Origin of the sequence: Thioalkalivibrio sp. ALM2T (genome assembly GCF_000381505.1) — a bacterium.
Taxonomy (GTDB): Bacteria; Pseudomonadota; Gammaproteobacteria; order Ectothiorhodospirales; family Ectothiorhodospiraceae; genus Thioalkalivibrio; species Thioalkalivibrio versutus.
The window spans coordinates 78,889-99,291 of the sequence record NZ_KB906566.1 but is presented as its reverse complement, the minus strand read 5'-3'; the positions used below and the strand labels follow the sequence as shown (position 1 = coordinate 99,291).

15 protein-coding genes are annotated in these 20,403 nt (G+C 66.8%); 5 read left to right on the top strand and 10 right to left on the bottom strand.

The genetic code is table 11. The features are described from left to right. Positions 1 to 21: 21 nt before the first annotated feature. The 6 genes from F816_RS0111150 to F816_RS0111125 are packed head-to-tail and all read right to left on the bottom strand — an operon-like array spanning position 22 to position 6,024. Positions 22 to 588, bottom strand: coding sequence for a TlpA disulfide reductase family protein (locus F816_RS0111150; RefSeq protein WP_038085786.1), 567 nt, complete (start codon positions 586 to 588; stop codon positions 22 to 24). Beyond that, complete coding sequence (gene dsbD / locus F816_RS0111145; protein WP_019594787.1) at positions 585 to 2,903, bottom strand: protein-disulfide reductase DsbD; 2,319 nt, start codon at positions 2,901 to 2,903, stop codon at positions 585 to 587. Before dsbD ends, F816_RS0111150 begins: the two co-directional genes overlap by 4 nt. Continuing rightward, positions 2,891 to 3,232 (bottom strand): divalent-cation tolerance protein CutA, encoded by a 342-nt coding sequence (gene cutA, locus F816_RS0111140; protein ID WP_019594786.1) that lies wholly within the window; start codon positions 3,230 to 3,232, stop codon positions 2,891 to 2,893. Before cutA ends, dsbD begins: the two co-directional genes overlap by 13 nt. A gap of 3 nt (positions 3,233 to 3,235) precedes the next feature. After that, on the bottom strand, positions 3,236 to 4,033 hold the full coding sequence (locus tag F816_RS0111135; RefSeq protein WP_019594785.1) for an efflux RND transporter periplasmic adaptor subunit: 798 nt from the start codon (positions 4,031 to 4,033) through the stop codon (positions 3,236 to 3,238). A gap of 38 nt (positions 4,034 to 4,071) precedes the next feature. Next, entirely contained in the window at positions 4,072 to 5,448 is a 1,377-nt protein-coding gene (locus tag F816_RS0111130; RefSeq protein WP_019594784.1) for a TolC family protein, read from the bottom strand. 36 nt (positions 5,449 to 5,484) lie between these two features. Continuing rightward, a complete protein-coding gene (locus tag F816_RS0111125; protein WP_018145208.1) occupies positions 5,485 to 6,024 on the bottom strand; it encodes a thioredoxin family protein in 540 nt (179 codons plus the stop codon). Positions 6,025 to 6,231: 207 nt separating this feature from the next. Between F816_RS0111125 and F816_RS0111120 the strand changes: the two genes are divergently transcribed. From F816_RS0111120 to F816_RS0111100, 5 genes are all read left to right on the top strand, one after another. After that, positions 6,232 to 6,714, top strand: a complete 483-nt coding sequence (locus F816_RS0111120; RefSeq protein ID WP_019594783.1) for an FxsA family protein — start codon at positions 6,232 to 6,234, stop codon at positions 6,712 to 6,714. 152 nt (positions 6,715 to 6,866) lie between these two features. Continuing rightward, entirely contained in the window at positions 6,867 to 7,157 is a 291-nt protein-coding gene (groES, locus tag F816_RS0111115; protein ID WP_018937313.1) for a co-chaperone GroES, read from the top strand. Between the two features lie 50 nt (positions 7,158 to 7,207). Further along, entirely contained in the window at positions 7,208 to 8,872 is a 1,665-nt protein-coding gene (gene groL, locus F816_RS0111110) for a chaperonin GroEL (RefSeq protein WP_019594782.1), read from the top strand. A 449-nt stretch (positions 8,873 to 9,321) separates the two neighbouring features. Beyond that, positions 9,322 to 9,963: an OmpA family protein gene (locus F816_RS0111105; RefSeq protein ID WP_018937312.1), complete on the top strand. Its 642-nt coding sequence runs from the start codon at positions 9,322 to 9,324 to the stop codon at positions 9,961 to 9,963. 200 nt (positions 9,964 to 10,163) lie between these two features. After that, positions 10,164 to 10,673 carry a thioredoxin fold domain-containing protein gene (locus F816_RS0111100; protein WP_019594781.1) on the top strand — a complete coding sequence of 170 codons (510 nt, stop codon included), beginning with the start codon at positions 10,164 to 10,166 and terminating at the stop codon, positions 10,671 to 10,673. Positions 10,674 to 11,315: 642 nt separating this feature from the next. Here the strand turns inward: F816_RS0111100 and F816_RS0111095 are convergent. From F816_RS0111095 to F816_RS0111080, 4 genes are all read right to left on the bottom strand, one after another. Then, on the bottom strand, positions 11,316 to 15,455 hold the full coding sequence (locus F816_RS0111095; protein ID WP_019594780.1) for a translocation/assembly module TamB domain-containing protein: 4,140 nt from the start codon (positions 15,453 to 15,455) through the stop codon (positions 11,316 to 11,318). An 8-nt stretch (positions 15,456 to 15,463) separates the two neighbouring features. After that, complete coding sequence (locus F816_RS0111090; protein ID WP_051080101.1) at positions 15,464 to 17,245, bottom strand: autotransporter assembly complex family protein; 1,782 nt, start codon at positions 17,243 to 17,245, stop codon at positions 15,464 to 15,466. Between the two features lie 117 nt (positions 17,246 to 17,362). Then, entirely contained in the window at positions 17,363 to 18,472 is a 1,110-nt protein-coding gene (locus F816_RS0111085; protein ID WP_019594778.1) for an ABC transporter ATP-binding protein, read from the bottom strand. After that, positions 18,469 to 20,235, bottom strand: a complete 1,767-nt coding sequence (locus F816_RS0111080; protein WP_019594777.1) for an iron ABC transporter permease — start codon at positions 20,233 to 20,235, stop codon at positions 18,469 to 18,471. The genes F816_RS0111085 and F816_RS0111080 overlap by 4 nt, the downstream gene beginning before the upstream one ends. Between the last annotated feature and the right edge of the window lie 168 nt (positions 20,236 to 20,403).

Below are 20,403 nucleotides of genomic sequence, written 5' to 3'. Positions count from 1 at the left end.
CTTGGCGTCCCTGTGGGGGCGTTACAGGTGCGCCTCCAGCCAGCCATCCAGGTCAGCGGGCTCCACCTCGCCGCGGTGGGTGTCGAGGATGGTGCCGTCACGGTCGATCAGTACGGTGTAGGGCAGGGCGCCGATGCGGTTACCGTATTCCCGGCCGATCGCGACCGCGTCGTCCTGGCCGATCAGTACCGGGAATTCGATGCCGAAATCGTCGACGAAATGCTGCGTGGCTGTCTGTTCGTCCACGGCGACCGCGACGATGGTAAAGCCATCCTCGCGGTTGGCATCAAAGGTGTCCTGGAACAGCGGCATCTCCTTCTTGCAGGGCGGGCACCAGGTGGCCCAGAAGTTCAGCACGATCAGGTCGCCGTCCCACTCACTGAACTGGCGTTCTTCACCGGCGAGGTCGGGCAGGGTGAAGTCGATGCGCTGATTGCCCTGGGTCTCCTCGGCGGCGACCTCGGTGGCTGCGTTGGCAGAGGTTGCTCCGGCGTCCATCTCGGGTTCCGGGTCACCACAGGCGGTCAGGATCAGGGCGCTGGCCGTGGCGACCACCACCCCTGCGAGTGTGTGCGTGCGGTTTTTCATGGCGTCACCCCGATGGCGCTTTCCACGTGTGCCAGGAAGCGGTCGGCATTCAGGTAGCCGACATTGCGGTAGTTGCGCAGCTCGTTGCCGTCGGTGTCATAGAAGATCATGGCCGGCGGCCCGAACAGGTTGAAGTGACGCATCAGGTCGCGGTGCTCGGAGGTGTTGTCGGTCACGTCGACCTTCAGCAGGTGGACATCGCCCATGGCCTGGATCACGCGCGGGTCCTGGAAGGTGGTGCGATCCAGCCGCACGCAGTCCACGCACCAGTCGGCGTAGAAGTCGAGAAACACCGGCTGGCCGTTCTCACCGGCCTGAGCCACCTCACGTTCCAGATCCTCGAGGCTGTCGACGTAGGTGAACGCCATCTCGGTCGGCCCGGACTGCTCGCCGGTGGACGTCACCGCGGGCTGATTGAACGTGGCCAGCGGGCGGAAGATGTCCTTGCCGCCGGTCGCCGCGCCGAGCATCAGCAGCACGCCGTAGATCAGGATCACCACACCCAGGCCCTTCCACAGGCTGTACCAGCCGGAGGCATTCTCCGGCAGGGTCCTTAGTGCGCCCATGTAGACGGCGGTCACGATCAGCAGGATCGCCCACAGGAACATCGCGACCTCGCCCGGGATCACCCGTTCGAGCAGCCAGATGCCGATGGCCAGCAGGCCGACCCCGAACACCGCCTTGATGGTATCCATCCAGGGACCGGCCTTCGGTAGCAGGCGCCCGGCGGAGGTGCCGATGACCAGCAGCGGCGCACCCATGCCCATGCTCAGCGCGAACAGCGCGATCCCGCCCAGCACCGCATCGCCAGTGTGGCTGATGTAGAGCAGCGCCCCGATCAGCGGTGCGGTCACGCAGGGGCCGACGATCAGGGCGGAAAGGAAGCCCATGATGCCGGCGCCGACGTAGGTGCCGCCTTCCTGCTTGTTGCTGATCTGCGACAGCTTGCTCTGCACGCCGGCCGGCATCTGCAGCTCGTAGAAGCCGAACATCGACATCGCCAGCGCGATGAAGATGGCCACGAAGGTCCCGATAATCCAGGGGTTCTGGAAGGCCGCCTGCAGGTTGGCACCCGCCAGGCCCGCGAATACGCCGGCGATGGTGTAGGTCAGCGCCATGGCCAGCACGAACACCAGCGAGATCAGGAATGCCTTGCGTGTGGTCAGGTTCTTCTGCCCGATGATGATGTTCGACAGGATCGGGATCATCGGGAACACGCAGGGGGTGAAGGTCAGCAGCAGCCCGAAGCCGAAGAAGGCCAGGGCCACCAGCCAGATCTGGCCGTCTGCCAGCTGGGCCGCGATGCGGTCCTGCTGGGTGACCGGTGCCGCGGCCTCGTCGTCTTCCGCAGCCCCGTCGCCGGTTTCCGGCAGGGCGTCGGTGTCGGCCTCGGCGGCCAGATCGGCAGCAAAGGAGACCGAGACCTCCTGGGTCAGCGGCGGGTAGCACACGCCGGCGTCGGCGCAGCCCTGGTAGTCGATCGCCAGGGTGATCTCGGAGACGTCATCCGCGTCGCGCAGGACCGGAACCAGGATCTCGACCTGGCCCCGGTAGACCTGGCTCTCGCCAAAGAACTCGTCTTCCTGGAGCTCGCCGTCCGGTGGGTTGACCGGCCCCAGCTCGATGCCATCGCCTTCGGCGATGCGCACATCCAGCTGCTCACGGTAGAGATAGTAGCCCTCGGCAATGTCGAAGCGCAGGATCGCCGCGTTCTGGCTGATCGCCTCCAGCGAGGCGGCAAAGGCCTTCTCCGGTTCCAGCAGGTCATCGGCGGCGCCGAGGTCGCCGGACAGGTTGCCCAGGTCACCCAGCGCGCTGCGTTCTTCCCCGGCATCTTCGTCCGCGCGGGTTTCGCCATTGCCGCTTGGCAGGCCGGGCAGCTCGATGGATACGGTCTGGAAGTGCGGCGGGTAGCACACGCCCAGGTCCGCGCAGCCCTGCGAGCGCGCGGTCAGCTCGATGCTGGTGCTGTCGGCCGCCTTGATCGGCAGCTCTACCTGCACCTGGCCGCGATAGGTCTCGACGCGCCCGAAGAATTCGTCCTCCTTGACCTCGCCATCCGGGATCTCGGCCTCGCCCAGTTCCAGCCCGTCGCTTTCCGGGGTGAAGTTGAACTGCTCGCGGTACATGTAGTACTCGTCCGCGATGTCCCAGGTTAGCCGTACCGTGTCGGCGTCGATCGCCTCGGCGCTCAGGGCGAAGGCGTCATCCGGGTCCAGCAGGTCGTCCTCGAAGAGGGCGTGCGTCAGTCCCGGGGCCAGCAGGAGTGCGACCAGCAGGGTTGCCAGCCAGGTGCGCGGATTCATGAGGTGCATTGCGTTATCCAGTCCAGGTAATCGGGCAGCCCGCGTTCAATCGGCAGGGCGATGATCTCGGGTGTGTCGTAGGGGTGTTGTTCAGCCAGCTGCGTCTGAAGATCGTTCAGGCGCGCAGGCGCGGTCTTGATCAGTAGAGTGACTTCGGAGTCGATTTCGATATTCCCTTTCCACATGTAGACCGAGCGTCCGGGCGGGAGGATATGCACGCACGCGGCCAGACCCTGCTTCACCAGGGCGCCGGCCAGGGTGTCCGCCGTGTTCGGGTCGTCGAGTGTGGTAATGACCAGCCAGGCGCGGGCGCTGGATGGCGATTGCTCATTGCTCATGTATCAGGAGTCCCGTTCGATCCGTGCGGGCTGACCCGGGCGCAGTGGGGTGTCGTCCATCGGCGAGAATTCGACCTCGACGCGGTAACCCTGCTCGGGCTCTTCGCCGGTGAGCTCCCAGCCGATGGTCGCAATGGTGCCGGAAAGACGCTGGTCGCCGACTACGACCGTAACGGTCTCCCCGGGTTCCAGGTCGGCGGCGGTGGCGGCCGGGACGGTGGCCACGGCGCGCATCGGGTCGATGGTGCCAAGGATCGCCAGGACCGGCGGCAGCAACGCCGGATTGACGTACTGCCCCGTGTTGGCGTCGATGCGCACCAGGCGCCCGCTGGCCGGGGCGCGAATCGTCGCGTCCTCGAGATCGGCGCGGATGCGGTCGCGCTGGGCGCGGGCCTCGGCCAGGCGGGCCGCGACGGTCGCGTACTCGATACGTGCCAACTCCAGTTCGCGGGCGGCGATCAGGGTCTGGTCGTAGAGATCGTCGGCCTTGTCGCGCTCGCGCTCGGCTTCGTCCAGCTCCATCTGCAGGCGTTCCATGATCGCGCGGGCGGCGCGCAGGTCGGCATCGCCGCGCCGGGTATCCAGCCGGAACAGGACGTCGTCGGCCTCGACCCGGTCGCCGGCACGGGTCTCGATTGCTTCGATACGGCCCGCGATCGGGGCGGTAATGCGGTAGCGCTCACCCCAGTCGAGTTGGGCCGCGAAGCCGTCCTCGCCCAGCACGGGCACTGGCGCCAGGGCGAGCAGGGCCAGCAGGCTGCCGGTGGTCAGCAGGGATGGGACATGGAATATGCGGGGCATGGTCAGGTCTCCCGTCCGGTCGCCGGTGGGTGGGCGGCTCAAGGGTTTTCGTCCGTGGCGCGGAACGGGCTCAGCTCGTCGCGCCCGCTCAGCAGGGCCAGGCGCTCGTAGGCCAGGGCCAGTTGGAATTCGGTGCTTGCATTGAAGTGCGCCGCGGCGCTTTGCTGGACCATCGAGTCGCCCAGGTCGGCCTGGTCCTCGATGTCGTACAGGTAGCGCGCGCGGTCGATGTACAGCTCGCGATAGTCCATGCGCCAGGCGGCCTCGTCGCGCTGGGTTCGTAGTGCGCGGATCTCGTCGTACAGCTCGCGCAGGCGGTTGCGCGCCTCGATGCGGGCCTCGCCCAGCTCGGCCTCGGCTCGATGGCGGGCGGCGACGGCCTGCCCGACCCGACTGTCGTGGCGGCGGCCTTCGTACAGCGGGATTTCCAGGACCAGGCCGGCGGCGAACGGGTTGCGATCGCTGCCGCCGAGGTCGCGGTGCCACCAGCCGGATTCGGCCTCGGCGTACAGGCGCGGCCGGCGTTGCGCGCGCGAGGCTGCCACCTCGCGGCTGGCGGCCTCGACGTGGCGGCGCTCGGCCATCAGGCGCGGACTGGTGTTATCGAGTTCGGCGAGCAGCGCATCCAGTTCGGGCAGTTCGGGCAGATCCAGAGGCAGCATGGGGGCGAGTACGGTACGCACGCGCCGGTCGGGGCGGTTCAGGGCCTCGGCCAGCGCGGCCCGGGTGCGGGCCTGGTCCTGCAGGGCGCGGGTGCGTTGCACGCGCAGGGTCTGGTATTCGGATTCCTGGCGGAAGACCTCGATGTCCGAGACCTGACCGCGCTGGTTGCGCTCCTCGGCCCGTTCCTTGGATACGTAGGCGGCGGCCATGGCCTCGGTGTCGCGGGCGAAGGCGAGATCTGCCAGCAGCACCTCGAAGTAGCGCTCGAGGACGTGGATGCGGTGACGGGCGTGGGTCAGTTCCTCCTGCTGGCGGGCGGCCTCGAGTCGCTGTTCGCCTGCGGATTCGCGTGCATGCGACTGCCCGAAATCGCCCAGCAGTTTGCGGGCAACGATGGAGGCGCGGGAGTCGTTGCGGCTGCGGTCGGCAATCAGGTCGTTGGGCTCGATCCAGCGGGCCTCAAGCCGCGCGTCGACGCGCGCATCACGCTCGGCCCGGGTTGACTCCAGGGCGGCGCGGGCCTGTTCGCGGTCGGCGCGCGCCTGGCGCACCCGAGGGTGCAGGGCGTCGACTCGCTCCAGGGCGTCACCCACCCGCATCGGGTTGGGCAGCGGGCCGAGGCCGGTTGCGCCGCCGGCTTCCTGTGCGGTCGCCGGCCCGACCAGGGGCCACAGGAGCAGACTGGCCAGTAGCAGGCGAGCCAGGGGCCGCCGGCGTCCGGTGCAGGACGAGCGGGGGTGCATCGGCGACATCAGGCGTCGATCCTCGGGAGTGGCAAGAAGATGGGTTTAGCGACCGTCCTGCTCGCGCTTGAAGCGCGTGAAGTTCTGGTCCTTGTAATGCCCCTCGGCGACAAACTCGCCCAGCTGCAGGAATTCGCGGGAGTCGCGGGTGGCCCCGGTGAAGCGGGCGATCGGTTCACCCTCGAGGTTGAAGAACTGGAACACCGGTGTGGCGCGCACCCGGTAGTCGCGGGTGGCCCAGTCCATCTGGGTCTTGGTCTCGCCCTCGAAGGTGACGATCTCGATGGCGCCCTCGACATCGACGCTGAACACCCGGAAGTGCTCGCTGAAGTATTCCTGAACCTCGGGCTGGTTCAGTACCTGGTTTTTCATGCGGTGGCAGAACGGGCAGTCGGCCATCTCGAAAAAGATCAGGATGCCTTTCTTGCCGGCCGCGCGCGCGTCTTCCAGCTCTTCGGGGAACTCGCCGAAGGTCGGGTCGAAGAAGTGATGTGTCGGATCGCGCGGGTCTTCGACCGCGGCGGTTGCCAGAGCGGGGACAAGGAAGGCCAGCAGGGCCAGCATCAGGATTGGATTACGCAACATGAGCCGTCACTCTCCGAATATGTAGATAGCCGTATGCACCAATGACGTGCAGGAGACTGGCTTAATTCCCTTTGCCGTGCAAGGACAAAGGGGGCGGGCTCCCCGCGGGTGCCTGGAAATTGGAGTGTCCGCGCATCAGCGAGGTTCCAATCGACACCACCCGGGGCGCATGTTCCAATAAACAGGCCTGATCTGCGGAACCCTTCGATGCGCAACCCCCTCTTTCCCCTGTTTGTCTTTCTCGGTCTGGTGCTGCTCGAGATCTTCGGCTTCGCCTGGGTGGGCGATGCCGTGGGCGCCCTGATGACGGTGGTGCTGGTGATCGTCACGGCGGCGGCCGGGTTGATGTTGTTCCGATTGCAGGGCTTCTACCATTGGCGACGGCTGCAACAAAGCCTGGCGCGGGGGGAGGTCCCGGCGCGCGGGCTGGTCGAGGGCTGGCTGCTGATGTCGGCCGCCGTGCTGCTGTTGCTGCCGGGGTTCTTTACCGATGCCGCCGGCTTCGTGCTGTTGATTCCGCCGCTGCGGCGCTGGGCGGCCGCCGGCATCCTGCGCCGCGGCATGGTCCGCACGCGCACCGGTGGCCCTGGTGGGCCGCAGGGCGGCGGTACCATCGAGGGCGAATTCCGCCACCACGACGACCGCCCCGAGGCGCCCGACGACCGTCTGGACCACGACGACCGTCGCTGATTCACGTTTCTGGCCCCGTTTTCGTAACGCGCGCTCTTGACTCGCCCTTGTGTGCCCCTATTATTAGCACTCGTCAGGGGTGGGTGCTAACAGGGTGCCCGCCCGACAAACCAATTTTCCTGTTTGAGACATTCTATTAAGGAGTTCGCGCCATGAACCTGCGTCCTTTGCACGATCGAGTCATCGTGAAGCGTATGGAAGAAGAACGCACCACCCCCGGCGGCATCGTGATCCCGGATTCCGCGGCCGAGAAGCCGATCCGTGGCGAAGTGGTTGCAGTAGGCAACGGCAAGATCCTGGACAACGGCGAAGCCCGTCCCCTGGACGTGAAGGCCGGAGACACGGTCCTGTTCGGCAAGTACTCCGGCACCGAGGTCAAGGTCGATGGCGACGAAGTCCTCGTGATGCGCGAAGACGACATCATGGCCGTCATCGAGGGCTAAGGCCCCGAACCGCGACCGTCTAACACGAATTTTCAGGAGTAGAACGAATCATGAGCTCTAAAGAAGTACGCTTTGGTACCGACGCCCGTACCCGCATGGCCAAGGGTGTAAACACCCTGGCCAACGCCGTGAAGGTCACCCTCGGTCCGAAGGGCCGCAACGTGGTCCTGGACAAGGCCTTTGGTGCCCCGACCGTGACCAAGGACGGCGTGTCCGTGGCCAAGGAAATCGAGCTGGAAGACAAGTTCGAGAACATGGGCGCCCAGCTGGTCAAGGAAGTCTCCTCGCAGACCTCCGACACCGCCGGTGACGGCACCACCACCGCGACCGTGCTGGCCCAGTCCATCGTCCGCGAGGGCATGAAGGCCGTCACCGCCGGCATGAACCCGATGGATCTCAAGCGCGGCATCGACAAGGCCGTGAAGGCCGCCACCGAAGAGCTGAAGAAGCTCTCCAAGCCGTGCACCGAGCACAAGGCGATCGCCCAGGTGGGCTCGATCTCCGCGAACTCCGACACCGCGATCGGCGAGATCATTGCCGATGCGATGGACAAGGTCGGCAAGGAAGGCGTGATCACCGTCGAGGAAGGCTCCTCGCTGGAAAACGAGCTGGATGTCGTCGAAGGCATGCAGTTCGATCGCGGCTACCTGTCGCCCTACTTCATCAACAACCAGCAGAACATGAGTGCCGAGCTGGAGGATGCGTACATCCTGCTGTTCGACAAGAAAATCGCGAACATCCGTGATCTGCTGCCGATCCTCGAAGGCGTGGCCAAGGCCAACAAGCCGCTGCTGATCATCGCCGAGGACATCGAGGGCGAAGCCCTGGCGACCCTGGTCGTCAACTCCATGCGCGGCATCGTCAAGGTCGCCGCCGTGAAGGCCCCGGGCTTCGGTGATCGCCGCAAGGCCATGCTGCAGGACATCGCCGTGCTGACCGGTGGCCAGGTGATCTCGGAAGAGGTTGGCCTGTCGCTGGAGAAGACCACGGTAGAAGACCTGGGCCGCGCCAAGAAGGTGCAGGTGACCAAGGAGAACACCACGATCATCGACGGCATGGGGTCCAACAAGGACATCAAGGGCCGCGTCGACCAGATCCGTGCGCAGATCGAGGAAGCGAGCTCCGACTACGACAAGGAAAAGCTGCAGGAACGCGTGGCTAAGCTGGCCGGCGGTGTGGCCGTGATCAAGGTCGGTGCTGCCACCGAGATCGAAATGAAAGAGAAGAAGGCCCGCGTCGAAGACGCCCTGCATGCCACGCGTGCGGCGGTGGAAGAAGGCGTGGTCCCCGGCGGTGGCGTGGCCCTGCTGCGTGCCTGCGCCGCGATCACCAAGCTCAAGGGTGAGAACGATGAGCAGACCGCCGGTATCAACATCTGCCGTCGTGCGATGGAAGAGCCGCTGCGCCAGATCGTCTTCAACTCCGGTGACGAGCCGTCCGTGGTCCTCAATCAGGTCCTGGAAGGCAAGGGCAACTACGGCTACAACGCCGCCAGCGGCGAGTTCGGCGACATGATCGACATGGGCATCCTGGACCCGACCAAGGTGACCCGTTCCGCGCTGCAGAACGCCGCATCGGTCGCGGCCCTGCTGATCACCACCGAGGCCATGATTGCCGACATCCCGAAGAAGGATGACGGTGGCGGCGCCGGTGGCGACGACATGGGCGGTATGGGTGGCATGGGCGGCATGGGTGGCATGGGCGGCATGATGTAATTCGCCGCTTTACCCGTGCATCGTTGATGTACCTAGGGACCCCGCTTCGGCGGGGTCTTTTTGTCTGACCGGTACCGTTTCCTGGGGTCCGGGTTCGGGTGCCAAATCCGCGGTTTCAGGAACCCTTAGCAGGGTTGTGTGTCTTCCGGAGTACAGTTTGCCGGAATGTCTCTGTGCGATTCGGGTTTCGTCTGTTGCAATATCGAAACAGGGCAGTCGAAAGTCACTGGATATTCGGAAATTTACGGAATGTGACGATGTTGTGATGTCGACACATAATTTGCGTTCCAATGCGTGCAAAACCCGAACTTGTGTGCCACTATCAGGGTACTGTAGGGGGCTTGGCGCAAGGAGCTCGCTGCTTTGGATTGCGGTCGCGGCGCGTACCATGGTGGTCGCGCGGTTCAACCCGGGTCCGACGTCTATTGTTTTTACAAGGAGGCTTTGCAATGAATCATAAGCTCGTTAAGAATCTTCTGGCCGCTTCCGTGGCCTCGCTGGTGCTCGGCGCCGCCGGGCAGGTTGTGGCGCAGGAACCGCCGGCTGCCAACGTGACCGACCGTAGCGGCAAGGTTGTGGTCGATCGCTCCGGTGAATGCGTGCGTACGCGCTCCTGGACGGAAGAAAACGTGAAGTTCCCGCATTGCGCGGGCTACATCGAAGAAACCGCCGAGGCCCCCGCGCCCGAGCCCGCCGCCGCCCCGGCGCCGGAGCCGGAACCGGAATTCACCACCACCACGCTGAGCGCCCAGGCCCTGTTCGACTTCGACAGCGCAGACCTGCGTTCCGAAGGTCGTTCCGCCCTGCGTGATCTGGCCCGCAGCCTGACCTCCGACGACGCCGAGTACAGCTCGGTGCTGGTCGAAGGTCACACCTGCACCATCGGCCCGGCCGACTACAACCAGGGCCTGTCCGAGCGTCGCGCCCAGGCCGTCACCGACTTCCTGGCCAGCGAAGGCGTGCGTGAAAGCGACATCCGCACCGTCGGCTACGGTGAAGACCGCCCGACCGCCGACAACTCCACCCAGGAAGGCCGCGAAGCCAACCGCCGCGTGGAAGTGACCTCCGACGTGCGCAAGCGCGCCGACTAAGGTCGCCGGCAAGACCCTGACCGCCGGTTCGCCGGCGCGTTGGAATCAGGCCCCGCTCCGGCGGGGCCTTTTTTGTGGGCAACTCGCGGGCGCTATTCGGCGGACCTTCGGGCCGGCCGGATGCGGGGCGCGATTGCTGCCTCTTCAGCCTGCGTTAATGTGGCGGCCCTAGACTGGTTCCAAACACCCAAGGATCCATGATGACCATGACCCTCAATACGAACCTTCCCCGCTCCCCATTCGCCCCGATGCTGCTGCGCTCCGGTGCCTTGTTGGTCGGCATGCTGCTGGCTACTGCGGTCGCGGCGAGCGGCGTCGAACGCGCCACGGACCTCCAGGCGCTGAACACCCAGGGCAATGGTAAGGCGACCGTGATCATGTTCGCGTCGAGTAGCTGTCCCTACTGTGATCGTGCCGAACAGCGTTATCTTGGCCCGATGACCGAGGACCCGGCTCTCCAGGGTGTGAACATCCGCAAGGTCATGCTGGATCGCCAGGAGGTGCGCGATTTCGATGGCTCGACCAAGCTGGGCAGTGAGCTGGGTCGTGCCTACGGCGTGCGGGTGGTGCCGACGATCATGGCGTTCGATGCCGAGGGCCAGCCGGTCGGCCGTCCCCTGGTGGGCATCCCCAACGAACAGCTCTACCGCAGCCAGATCCGGGTACGCATCGACGCCGCACGCAACGGCGCTCGCGATACCTCAAGCTAGTCGCTCGATCCTAGGGAGACGCTGATTGAATCGCACGTTCGCGTTGATGCCTCCCTCGGCTTTCCATGAGAATGCTCCGAGACAAGGCGCGTCGTGCAGCGGGTAGTGGTTCTACCCGCAAGCGGGGCAACGCAGGATCGGGCCATTCTCATTGGAGCGGGGGGCACCAACCCGACAAGTGATTGAAAGGGCGGGCTTGGCCGCCCGTTGTGGACGAAAACGGGCGCCCGCACGGCGTTGCAGCTCCCTTGTGCAGAGTGCTGCACGGCAGTCACCGCGCCTTGTTCGCACGCAAAAGCGACTCGAGCGCGAACGTGCGATTCAATCAGCGTCTCCCTAGCACCAGCAGAAAGCAACAAGGCCGGTCCTTTCCGGCTCAGGGCGGCAGCCCCGGGGCACTCTAGAGGGACTTCCAGGCAGATCGCCACGTCGCTTCGCTCCTCGCGAGGACGGGCTGGCCGGTCAGCCGCCCTTGAGGAGATACTCAAGGTGAAGTCATGCGAGTGTTGATCATCATCGAGCGCAGTTTTGGGCGCCTCGTGAACTCCGTGTCCTCCGTGGTGCACCGGCACTGCTGTTTTCTTCGTGCCTACGGGTGCTCGTGGTGAATAAAGCCTTTGATCTTAGATCCGCAGCGTCTCCTTATCGCTCGAATCGATAGATGAGATCCACCGACTGTTCCGTCGTCCCGGAGGCGGTCTCGACGCTCAGGTTGCGGGTCAGTTCGTAGCGCAGCAGGACCTTCGATGTGTTGTCGAACAGCCCGATGGAGTAGCGCAGCAGCAGGCGCGGCGAGAGGTACAGGCCCAGTGTCAGCGCGCTTTCGTCCAGCCCGCCCTCGGTGTCCAGCTCCACTTCGTCCAGTCCCAGTTCGCGGCCGATGCGTTCGGTAATCACGGCCCCTTGTTCCAGCCCGTACGCGGCTGCGGCAGCAGCGATCATGTTGCCATCGGATTGCGAGGCGCCGGATAGGGGGCGTCCAGTCAGCAGGTAGGACATCGCCTCGGTCTCGTCCATCGGCGGGTCCGAGATCACCCGCGAGCTCAGGTTGTCCGGCGTGCCGCGGATCTCCAGCCCGACTGTCACGTTGTATTCGCGCACGGTGCGTACCGCGCGCAGGTCCAGTTCCGGGTTCTCGGCCGGTCCCTGGAAGACCAGGCTGCCGCGTTCCACCCGCAGGTCCTGGCCGTAATCGCTGTACTCGCCTTCGGGGATCGTGATCTCGCCGAACAGTTGGGTCGGTTGCCCGGTGACCTCCTCGACATCCACCTCGCCGGCGAAGCGTGCGGTCAGGCCGAAGCCGTCGAAGCGCACGTCATCCCCCAGGCGGATCCGAATGCGGATGTCGGTCTTGAGTCCCTGTGCCTCCGTGATCTCCTCCCCGAGGATGATCTCGTCGCCGGAGACGCGGATCGCTCCGGGCGGCAGATCCGGCGGACGGATGCGCGCCCAGGGCAGAAAGACCTCGCCGCGCACGCGAATGCCGTCGTCGGGGGTAAAGACCAGTTGCAGGTCCGGCGTGATGCGGGCCTCCGCGTCTACGCGGTTGACGACCAGGAAGTCCTCGCCGGTCAGGCTCAGCTCGGCACGGGGCCCGGCGTCGCCGAGGTCCACGTGACCGTCGAGGTCGATGCCGCCGCCCCCGGACTCCAGGCGGCCGGTCAGGGTCAGCTGTTCGGCCGAGACCACCCGGGCCGTGATCTCGGGAATGACGATGTCGATGCCGGCCTCGGGGATCAGGACCCCGCCATCGCGGAACGCCACCTCGCCCTCCACCAGCGGCGCATCCAGGCGGCCGCCGAAATCGAGGCGGGCGTTGAGCGAGCCGCGCAGGCGCTGGATGTCGGGGCTCAGGGCACCCAGCCAGGTGAGGTCGTCGAGGCGGGCGACGAAATCGCCGTCGATGCGCAGGTCATCGCCGTCCGGGCGCAGGCGGATATCGCTGCGCGCCGTCCCGCCGTCCAGAAAATCGAGCCTTAGGGCGGCGTCTACGTCGCGATCGCGCACCCGGGCGGTCAGCCGCACATCGCGGTAGGGCACCTCCTCCAGGTCTCCGTCCTCGTCGCGCACGACCAGGTGGCCATCGGTCGGGGTCACGGTCAGGTCGGCCGTCACGGTGCCATCGGCTTCTATACGGCCGCTGGCGTCGGCATTCAGCTGGCCCGCGATAGCGAGTTCCGGCGGCAGGAAGGGTTCCAGCCAGGCTAGGTCCACCGCGCGGGCATCGGCGGCGAACTCGGCCCCTGTCGCCGCACCCCAATCCCCCTCGACGCACAGCCGTCCGTCGTCGCGTGCCAGGCACAGGCGCTCCAGCCGTGCATCTTCCGGCCCGCCTTCCAGTGCGACCGGTTCGGTCAGTTGCCAGGGGCCCCCCGCGGGTTGGTCCAGATCCAGCCGTGCGATCTGGCCGTGCCAGTGCAGGGTGTCGGGGTTCAGTTCGCCTTGCAGCGCCAGATCCAGCGAGCCCAGATCCCCGGCATCGGCCGCCAGTGTCACGCGATGCCCATCGATGCGACCGGAGGCCCCCAGGCGCAGGGTCTCCACGCGTGTGCCATCGGCCAGCCCGAGGCCGGTCAGGCGCAGGTCGATCTCGGCCGGGGCGGAGACCTCGAGGCCGACGTCGGCCCCCAGCTCCAGTTGCTCCAGGGTGATATCCGCGAGACGCAGCCCCGCACCGGTGCCGCGTGCCGCCACGCGTGGCCGGTCGGGTTCACCGGTGATGTGGGCATCGAGCTCCAGTCGGCCGGCGAGGCCAGGCCAGGTGCGGTCCAGTTCCGGGGCATCGAGGCGCAGCTCGAAGTCCAGGGCCTCGGCCCATTCGCCGTGGGCGGTCAGGGTGTTCCGGCCCAGCGCCAGGTCCAGCTGGTCCACTCGTAGATGTTCTCCCTCGAGTTGCAGTTGGCCCTGACCGGATACGGGCTGGTCGCGCAGCGTACCCTCCAGCCGCTGGAGTTGGGCCTGCACGCGGGGGGTGCCGTCGGCGTCGAGGTGCCCCTGGCTGAGCAGGGCGAGGGCGATCTGGCCGGGGGCCTCGGCGACCACCAGCGACGGATCCAGCCCGTCGCCTTCCAGTGCGAGGTCCCAGCGCAGGCCCTCGGACCAGTCGAGATCACCATTCAGGGCGAGCCGGGCACCGGTGTCGGTGGCGAGTTGCAGCCGCTCGATCTCGCCCCCCGTCTCGGTCAGCGCGATCAGTGCATCGCCCGTGATATCGATCCCGCGCAGTCGGGCGCGCAATGGGTCCAGGCCAAGCTGCGCGCTCAGGGCGCCGCTGGCGGGGGCGTAGTTGCCGTCCAGCACGAGTCGCAGTTGCTCGATCTGCCCGTCCAGCTCCGAGTGCAGGCGCGCCAGATCCGGGGCCTCCAGATCCAGCCCGAGGTCGAAGACGAGGCGATGATCGGGGTCGCTCAGGTCGCCCGCGAGGCCCGTGGCCGAGCCGGTCAGGTCCAGCTGCGCGGTATCGCGGATGGTCAGGCGGGTGTCCTCGATCCGCGCCTGACCGTCGACCAGCCAGGCGTTCAGGCTGCCGGTGATGGGTTCCCCCTCGTAGTGCCCGGTCAGCTCGTCAAGGGTGAGGCTCGCGTCCAGGGCCGCCAGAGGCGGGGTGTCGGTTCCCAGCGGCAGGGTGCCCTGCAACCGTCCCTTCAGGCGCTCGACCGCAGCATCGAACTCCAAACCCATTCCGGACGTGGTCAGGTCCTCGGCCTCCAGGGTGAGGTCCCAGTCCAGGGCATCGACGAAACGAACGGGCCCGGCGAGCGTGACCCGCCCGGCCTCGGACTCGATGTCCAGGGCTTCGATCTCCAGCGATTCGAGGTCCCCGTGCGCACGGGTGTTCAGCGCAAGGCGGGGCCAGGGCGCCAGGGTGGCCGCGGTCTGCAGGCTCAGCGCCCAGTCCTCCGGAGTCCCCTGCAGGTCGAGGCGGCCGCCCTCCAGGGCGATGTCCTGCTCGGGATCGAGATGGTAGGTGAAGGGCTGCCACTGCGCCGCCAGTTCCAGCGCTGGGGTGGTGAACAGTTCGTGGGCGTTGGCCTGCAGGCTCAGCTCGATCCCGGCGCGCAGGTCATGTTCGAGCTGCACGCCTTCGCGCAAGGCCCCGGTGATCTCCAGCTCGCCATGGGCCTCGTCGGTGCCCAGTCCCTCGGCCAGGGCCACGGGCAGGGGCGCCTGCCACTGGCCCCGCAGATGCAGGGGGTAGTCGCCATCGGCCTCGATCTCGCCGGCCAGTCGGGCCCGGATCTCCGGCATGTCCAACTCCAGCTCGTGCAGTTCGATGCGCGAGCCGCTGGACCGGGCGCGGGCCGTCAGGCGGGTGATCGAGGCCAGGGGTTCGCCCGCCAGCAGGATCTCCGTGTCCTCCACCTGGAGCTGGCCCAGGCGCACCGCCAGCGGCAGCCGGAAGGAATCGGGCAGGGCGAAGGGTTCGTCCGCGGGTGGCGCATCCGGGTCAGGGGGAGGCAGGTCCACGCGCAGCCCGGTGGCGGCCAAGATCCGGATGTTTAACTCGCCGCGGAGCAGGCTGCGGGCGCTGATCCCGACGCGCCCGGCGGGCAAGTCGATCACCGGGCCGTCGGGCAGCGCGAGGTGCAGCCCGTGCAGGTGCAGCTCGGTGAACAAGGTCCCATCGACCCGGTCGATGCGCAATTCGATGGGGGCCAGGCGCTCGCCCTGTTCGACCAGCCAGCGGGTCCCCGATTCGGTCGCGAGCAGGGCCCCGAGGGTGCCCAGCAGGATGATCACCAGGGTAAGGACCGTGGAGAGTCCCCACAGTGTGCCGCGCAACAGGGGTCTCAAAGGTCCGGACCCATGGAGAAGTGGATGCGAAAGTCATCGTCCGAGTCCGGCCCGTGGGCCAGGTCCACTCGGAGCGGGCCGACCGGGGAGCGCCAGCGCACACCGACCCCGACGCCGTAGACCGGATCGAACGCGTCCCACTCGTTGACGACGTTGCCGGCGTCGACAAAGGCCGCGGCGCTCCAGTTGCCGACGACCGGGTAGTCGTATTCGAGGCTGCCCACGACCTTGTGGCGACCACCAATCACGTCGCCGTCGTCGTTGCGTGGCCCCACCCGTTGGTAGCCATAGCCCCGGATGCTGGCATCGCCCCCGGCATAAAAGCGCAGGGAGCTGGGGAGCTCGTGCACCGAGTCAACCTCGGTGAACCCGGCATCCACGCGCGCCAGCACCCGGCCAGTGCCGAGCCCGCGGACCACCTTGCCACTGGCCAGGATCTGGGCGAACGAAGTGCTGGACAGGATCTCTTCGCGTGCGCCCTGCACGGTGGCCTCGAAGCGGTAGCCGCGGCGCGGGGTCATCGGTTCGTCCGCTTCCATCCGGCTGATCCGGTAGGACGGGATCAGCAGGTTGCTGCGGCCGCTGTCGTCCTCGCTGGCGGTGTAGTCCTCGTACTCGTAGCGCAGCCCCTCGGTGGTTTGCCAGCCACTGCGGCGCTGCAGGACCCGGTTGGCGCCGATCTGGAAGCGATCGGACTGCTGGGTGTCGGTGTCTTCCGTGCGATAGGTGGTGAACAGGTTCAGGCGTTCGCGCAGCGGGTCGCGCAGCGGGATCTCGTAGTTGTAGCCAATCCCGGAACGTACCGGCGACGCCTCGATCTCGGCCTGGTAGCGATGGCCGATCTGGTTGGCGTAGCGATGCTCGTAGCGCAGCCGGATACGCGGGCCGATATCGGTGGAGTAGCCGATGCCGGCCTCGTAGCTATGGCGTTTGCGCGGCTCCAGTTCGACCAGGATCGGGACCTGCAGTCCCTCCGCCGCGTCGCGTTGCGGGCGCACACGGACGCCGCCAAAGTAGCCGCTGTCGTTCAGGTTGCGCTGCAGTGCGATGATCTGCGCGGAGCTGTACGGGTCGCCCGCCGCGAATGGCACCATGCGCTGGACGAAGTCGTCGGAGAGGATGTCCTGGTCGATGCGGACCTGCCCCACGCGGTAGCGATCGCCGGTATCCATGTGCAGGCGGATGGTCGCGGTGCGGGTGTCGCGGTCCACTTCCAGGCGTCGGGTGTGGAGATCGGCGTCGAAATAGCCGCGATCCGACGCGATCCGCGTCATGCGGTTGCGCAGGGTCTCGTAGCGATCATGGCGCAGGGTGTCGCCCTCGCGGATCTCGGTCTGGCTGAGCACGGCCTCGAAGCCGAGATCACCGGCTCCTTCGCCGGTGATCTGCAGGTCCACCTGCTCCACCGTGGTCGGCGGGCCGGGGTCCAGGGTGATGCGGATATCCCAGCAGGCCTCATGGCGTTCGAAGTCGAGAACCAGCTCGGGGTCGTAGAAGCCGATTGCACGCAAGGCATCGGTGGCGCGCGCCTCGGTGTCGCGCAACACGCGGCCCTCGCGAAACCCGGGCAAGTCGCAGGGGTGGCGCGCCAGGTTGATGCTGTTGCGGATATTGCTGCGCTGAGCGTCGGTACCCCCCTCGATCTGCAAGCCGGGGGTCGAGCCATCCTCCGCACCGGCCGCACCCGGGATGCCCGCCAGTGCGACGAGCAGCATCACAACCACGCTCAGCCCGGTGCGGGCCGGGCGGTGGACAACAGGGGCGCGGGCGTGGGTCATGAAACGATGATAGCGGTTGCGGAAAGGGGAGCGTGTCGATGTCGGAACGCGCGAAATCACGCGAGTTCCCGCTGGGCCTGCACCACCGACCCTGGCGGGCTGCGGAGCGCGCGCGGGTCAGGAGGCCGGGCAGTCGACCCCGCTGCCGCGCGAGAACACCACCAGATGGGTGAAGTCGAGGCGCAGGCGCACGTGCTCGCCGATCACGAAATTGTCGTGGCTGGGCGCCATGCACAACACACTCAGCCCGTCGGGCAGGCGCAGGGTGTAGAGGAAATCCGCGCCGCGGAAGGCCTTGTCCAGGACCTCGGTGCGGATCGTGCCGGCCTCGTTGTCGATGGCGATGTCATCCGGACGTACGAGGACGTCCACCGCCGTGCCGGGCGGCAGCTGTTCCGACAGCGTGCCCTCGATCTGGCCAAAGGCGGTATCGACCACGTGCTCGGCGCAGACCATGCCGGGGATCAACGTACCCTCGCCGACGAAGTCCGCGACGAAACGATCCGCCGGACGATGGTAGAGATTGTAGGCAGTGTCCCACTGGGCCACACGGCCCTGGTGGATCACCGCGATGCGATCGGCGAAGGCGAAGGCCTCGTTCTGGTCGTGGGTGACCAGGATGGCGGTGGTGTTCTCCGCGCGCAGGATGCGCCGGACCTCGCGGGCCAGTTCGCTGCGTAGCTCCACGTCCATGCTGGAAAATGGCTCATCCAGCAACAGCAGCTTGGGCCTCGGGGCCAGGGCTCGGGCCAGGGCGATGCGTTGCTGCTGGCCACCGGACAGGGCGTGTGGGTAGGACTCGCCATAGCCCGGCAACCCCACCAGCTTGAGGAGCGAGCGGATGCGCTCGTCACGATCCTTGCGGCTCCAGTGGCGGATGCCGAAGCTAATGTTGTCGGCCACGCTGAGATGCGGGAACAGGGCGAAATCCTGGAACACCATGCCGACCCCGCGCTTCTCCGGCGGGATCGTGCTGCGGGCATCGCTGACGCTGCGCCCGTCCAGCTGGATGCTCCCCGCCCTCAGGGGCTCGAAGCCAGCGATCGCCCGCAGCAATGTGGTCTTGCCGCAGCCGGAGGGGCCCAGCAGGCAGCCGATCTGACCCTTGGGCAGGGCCAGGGATACCTGATGGACCACGGCGGTACCGTCATAGCCGATATCCACTCGATCCAGGGCGATCAGCGGGGTATGGGGCACCTGCAGTGTGGTTTCGATGGGCTGGGTCATGGCGTATTCGTCGTGCCTGCGGGCATGGCGAGGGGTTTTTGCGGCGATTCTTCGTCCGCCGCGCGGGCCGGGCCTTGCTGGCCGGGGCGCGAGCGGCCGATGGTCACCGACAGCAGGATAACGGGAACCAGCCCGACCAGCACGATGGCCAGGGCGGCGCTGGAGGATTCGGCCAGGCGCTCGTCACTGGCCAGCTCGAAGGCGCGCACCGCGAGGGTGTTGAAGTCGAACGGGCGCAGGATGAGCGTCGCCGGAAGCTCCTTCAGGACATCGACGAATACCAGCAGCAATGCCGTCAGCAAGGTGCCGCGCATGATTGGCAGGTGTACCCGGGTCAGGGTCTGCAGTGGACGCATCCCCAGCGAGCGGGCGGCATCGTCCATGCTCGGCTGGATCTTGCCCAGCCCGGCCTCGACCGTCTGCAGAGAGACGGCGAGGAAGCGCACGGCATAGGCGAACAGCAGGGCGAACAGCGTGCCCGACAGCAACAGGCCGGTGGACACCCCGAAGGTGTCACGCATGAAGCCGTCCAGGGCGTTGTCGAAGGCGGCGAACGGGATCATCACGCCGATCGCGATCACGATGCCGGGTACCGCGTAGCCCATCCCGGCGACGCGCACGGCAGCCGCGGTGAAACGCCCGCCCTCCATGCGCCGTGCATAGGCGAGGACCAGGGCCAGGACGACCGCGATCACGGCCGCGGCGATGGCCAGCCAGAAGCTGTTGAAGACCAGCCGCCCGAAGGCCGGGTTCATCCATTGTTCGGTGGTCTGCACGGTCCACAGTCCGAGCTGGAGGGCCGGCAGCAGGAAGCCCAGCAGGACCGGAACCAGGCAGCCGAGGAAGGCCGCGGTGGCCTTCCAGCCACGCAGCTGGTAACGCGGCAGGGTCGAGTAGCGGCGGCTGGTGTGATGGAAGCGCGCCTTGGCCCGCGACCAGCGTTCCAGCACGATCAGCACGAATACGAAGGTCAGTAGCACGGCCGCGAGCTGGGCCGCTGCGGCTGGGTCGCCCAGGGCGTACCAGGTGCGGAAGATGCCAGTGGTGAAGGTGCTCACGCCGAAGTAGGCGACCGTGCCGTAATCGGCCAGCACTTCCATCAGCGCAAGGGTCAACCCGGCGATGATGGCCGGACGTGCGAGTGGCAGGGCGACCCGGCGAAAGCCACCGAATGGACCGGCACCGAGGGTGCGGGAGACCTCCAGTACGCAGACCGACTGCTCGAGGAAGGCGGCGCGGCTGAGCAGGTAGACATAGGGGTAGAGCACCAGCGTCAGCATGGCCATGGCGCCGCCCAGCGAACGGATCTCGGGGAAGTAGTACTCGCCGTAACCCAGTCCCGTGAGCTCGCGGATCAGGCTTTGTACCGGACCGCTGAAATCCAGCATGCCGGTGTAGGTGTAGGCGATGATGTACGCCGGCATGGCCAGCGGCAGCATCAACGCCCACTGGAAGATGCTGCGGCCGGGGAACTCGCACACGCTGACCAGCCAGGCGACCGGTACCCCGATCAGCAGCACCCCGACCCCGACGCCGATCAACAGGGCCAGGGAGTTGACGACATAGTCCGCGAGTACCGTCTCGCGCAGGTGGGTCCAGACCTCGCCGGCGGGGATGAAGACGTGCCCGAAGATGACCAGGATCGGCAGGGCGAGTGTTAGCGCTACGACGATGGCGACCGCCGACCACGGGCTGAACGGCAGCCGCTGGCGAACCGCGGGGTTCGCAGGCGTCGCGGGCGGGTTGGTGGTCTGGGCGGTCATGGATTGCGAATAATAAAGGTTCTTGTTTCGAATACCACTATGGCCGCCTTGTGACTGGCGGATTGTCGTGGCCATGTGCCGCGATCGCGGTGGCTACACCGCACCGCATGTTCGGCCCCTTGCCCTGCGCGCATTCTGTGGTGCCAAACAGAACGCCCCCGGAGGACT

Coding starts and splice junctions, on each gene's coding strand:
- F816_RS0111150 (WP_038085786.1), bottom strand. CDS start 588: ATGAAAAACCGCACGCACACACTCGCAGGGGTGGTGGTCGCCACGGCC.
- dsbD (WP_019594787.1), bottom strand. CDS start 2,903: ATGCACCTCATGAATCCGCGCACCTGGCTGGCAACCCTGCTGGTCGCA.
- cutA (WP_019594786.1), bottom strand. CDS start 3,232: ATGAGCAATGAGCAATCGCCATCCAGCGCCCGCGCCTGGCTGGTCATT.
- F816_RS0111135 (WP_019594785.1), bottom strand. CDS start 4,033: ATGCCCCGCATATTCCATGTCCCATCCCTGCTGACCACCGGCAGCCTG.
- F816_RS0111130 (WP_019594784.1), bottom strand. CDS start 5,448: ATGTCGCCGATGCACCCCCGCTCGTCCTGCACCGGACGCCGGCGGCCC.
- F816_RS0111125 (WP_018145208.1), bottom strand. CDS start 6,024: ATGTTGCGTAATCCAATCCTGATGCTGGCCCTGCTGGCCTTCCTTGTC.
- F816_RS0111120 (WP_019594783.1), top strand. CDS start 6,232: ATGCGCAACCCCCTCTTTCCCCTGTTTGTCTTTCTCGGTCTGGTGCTG.
- groES (WP_018937313.1), top strand. CDS start 6,867: ATGAACCTGCGTCCTTTGCACGATCGAGTCATCGTGAAGCGTATGGAA.
- groL (WP_019594782.1), top strand. CDS start 7,208: ATGAGCTCTAAAGAAGTACGCTTTGGTACCGACGCCCGTACCCGCATG.
- F816_RS0111105 (WP_018937312.1), top strand. CDS start 9,322: ATGAATCATAAGCTCGTTAAGAATCTTCTGGCCGCTTCCGTGGCCTCG.
- F816_RS0111100 (WP_019594781.1), top strand. CDS start 10,164: ATGACCATGACCCTCAATACGAACCTTCCCCGCTCCCCATTCGCCCCG.
- F816_RS0111090 (WP_051080101.1), bottom strand. CDS start 17,245: ATGACCCACGCCCGCGCCCCTGTTGTCCACCGCCCGGCCCGCACCGGG.
- F816_RS0111085 (WP_019594778.1), bottom strand. CDS start 18,472: ATGACCCAGCCCATCGAAACCACACTGCAGGTGCCCCATACCCCGCTG.
- F816_RS0111080 (WP_019594777.1), bottom strand. CDS start 20,235: ATGACCGCCCAGACCACCAACCCGCCCGCGACGCCTGCGAACCCCGCG.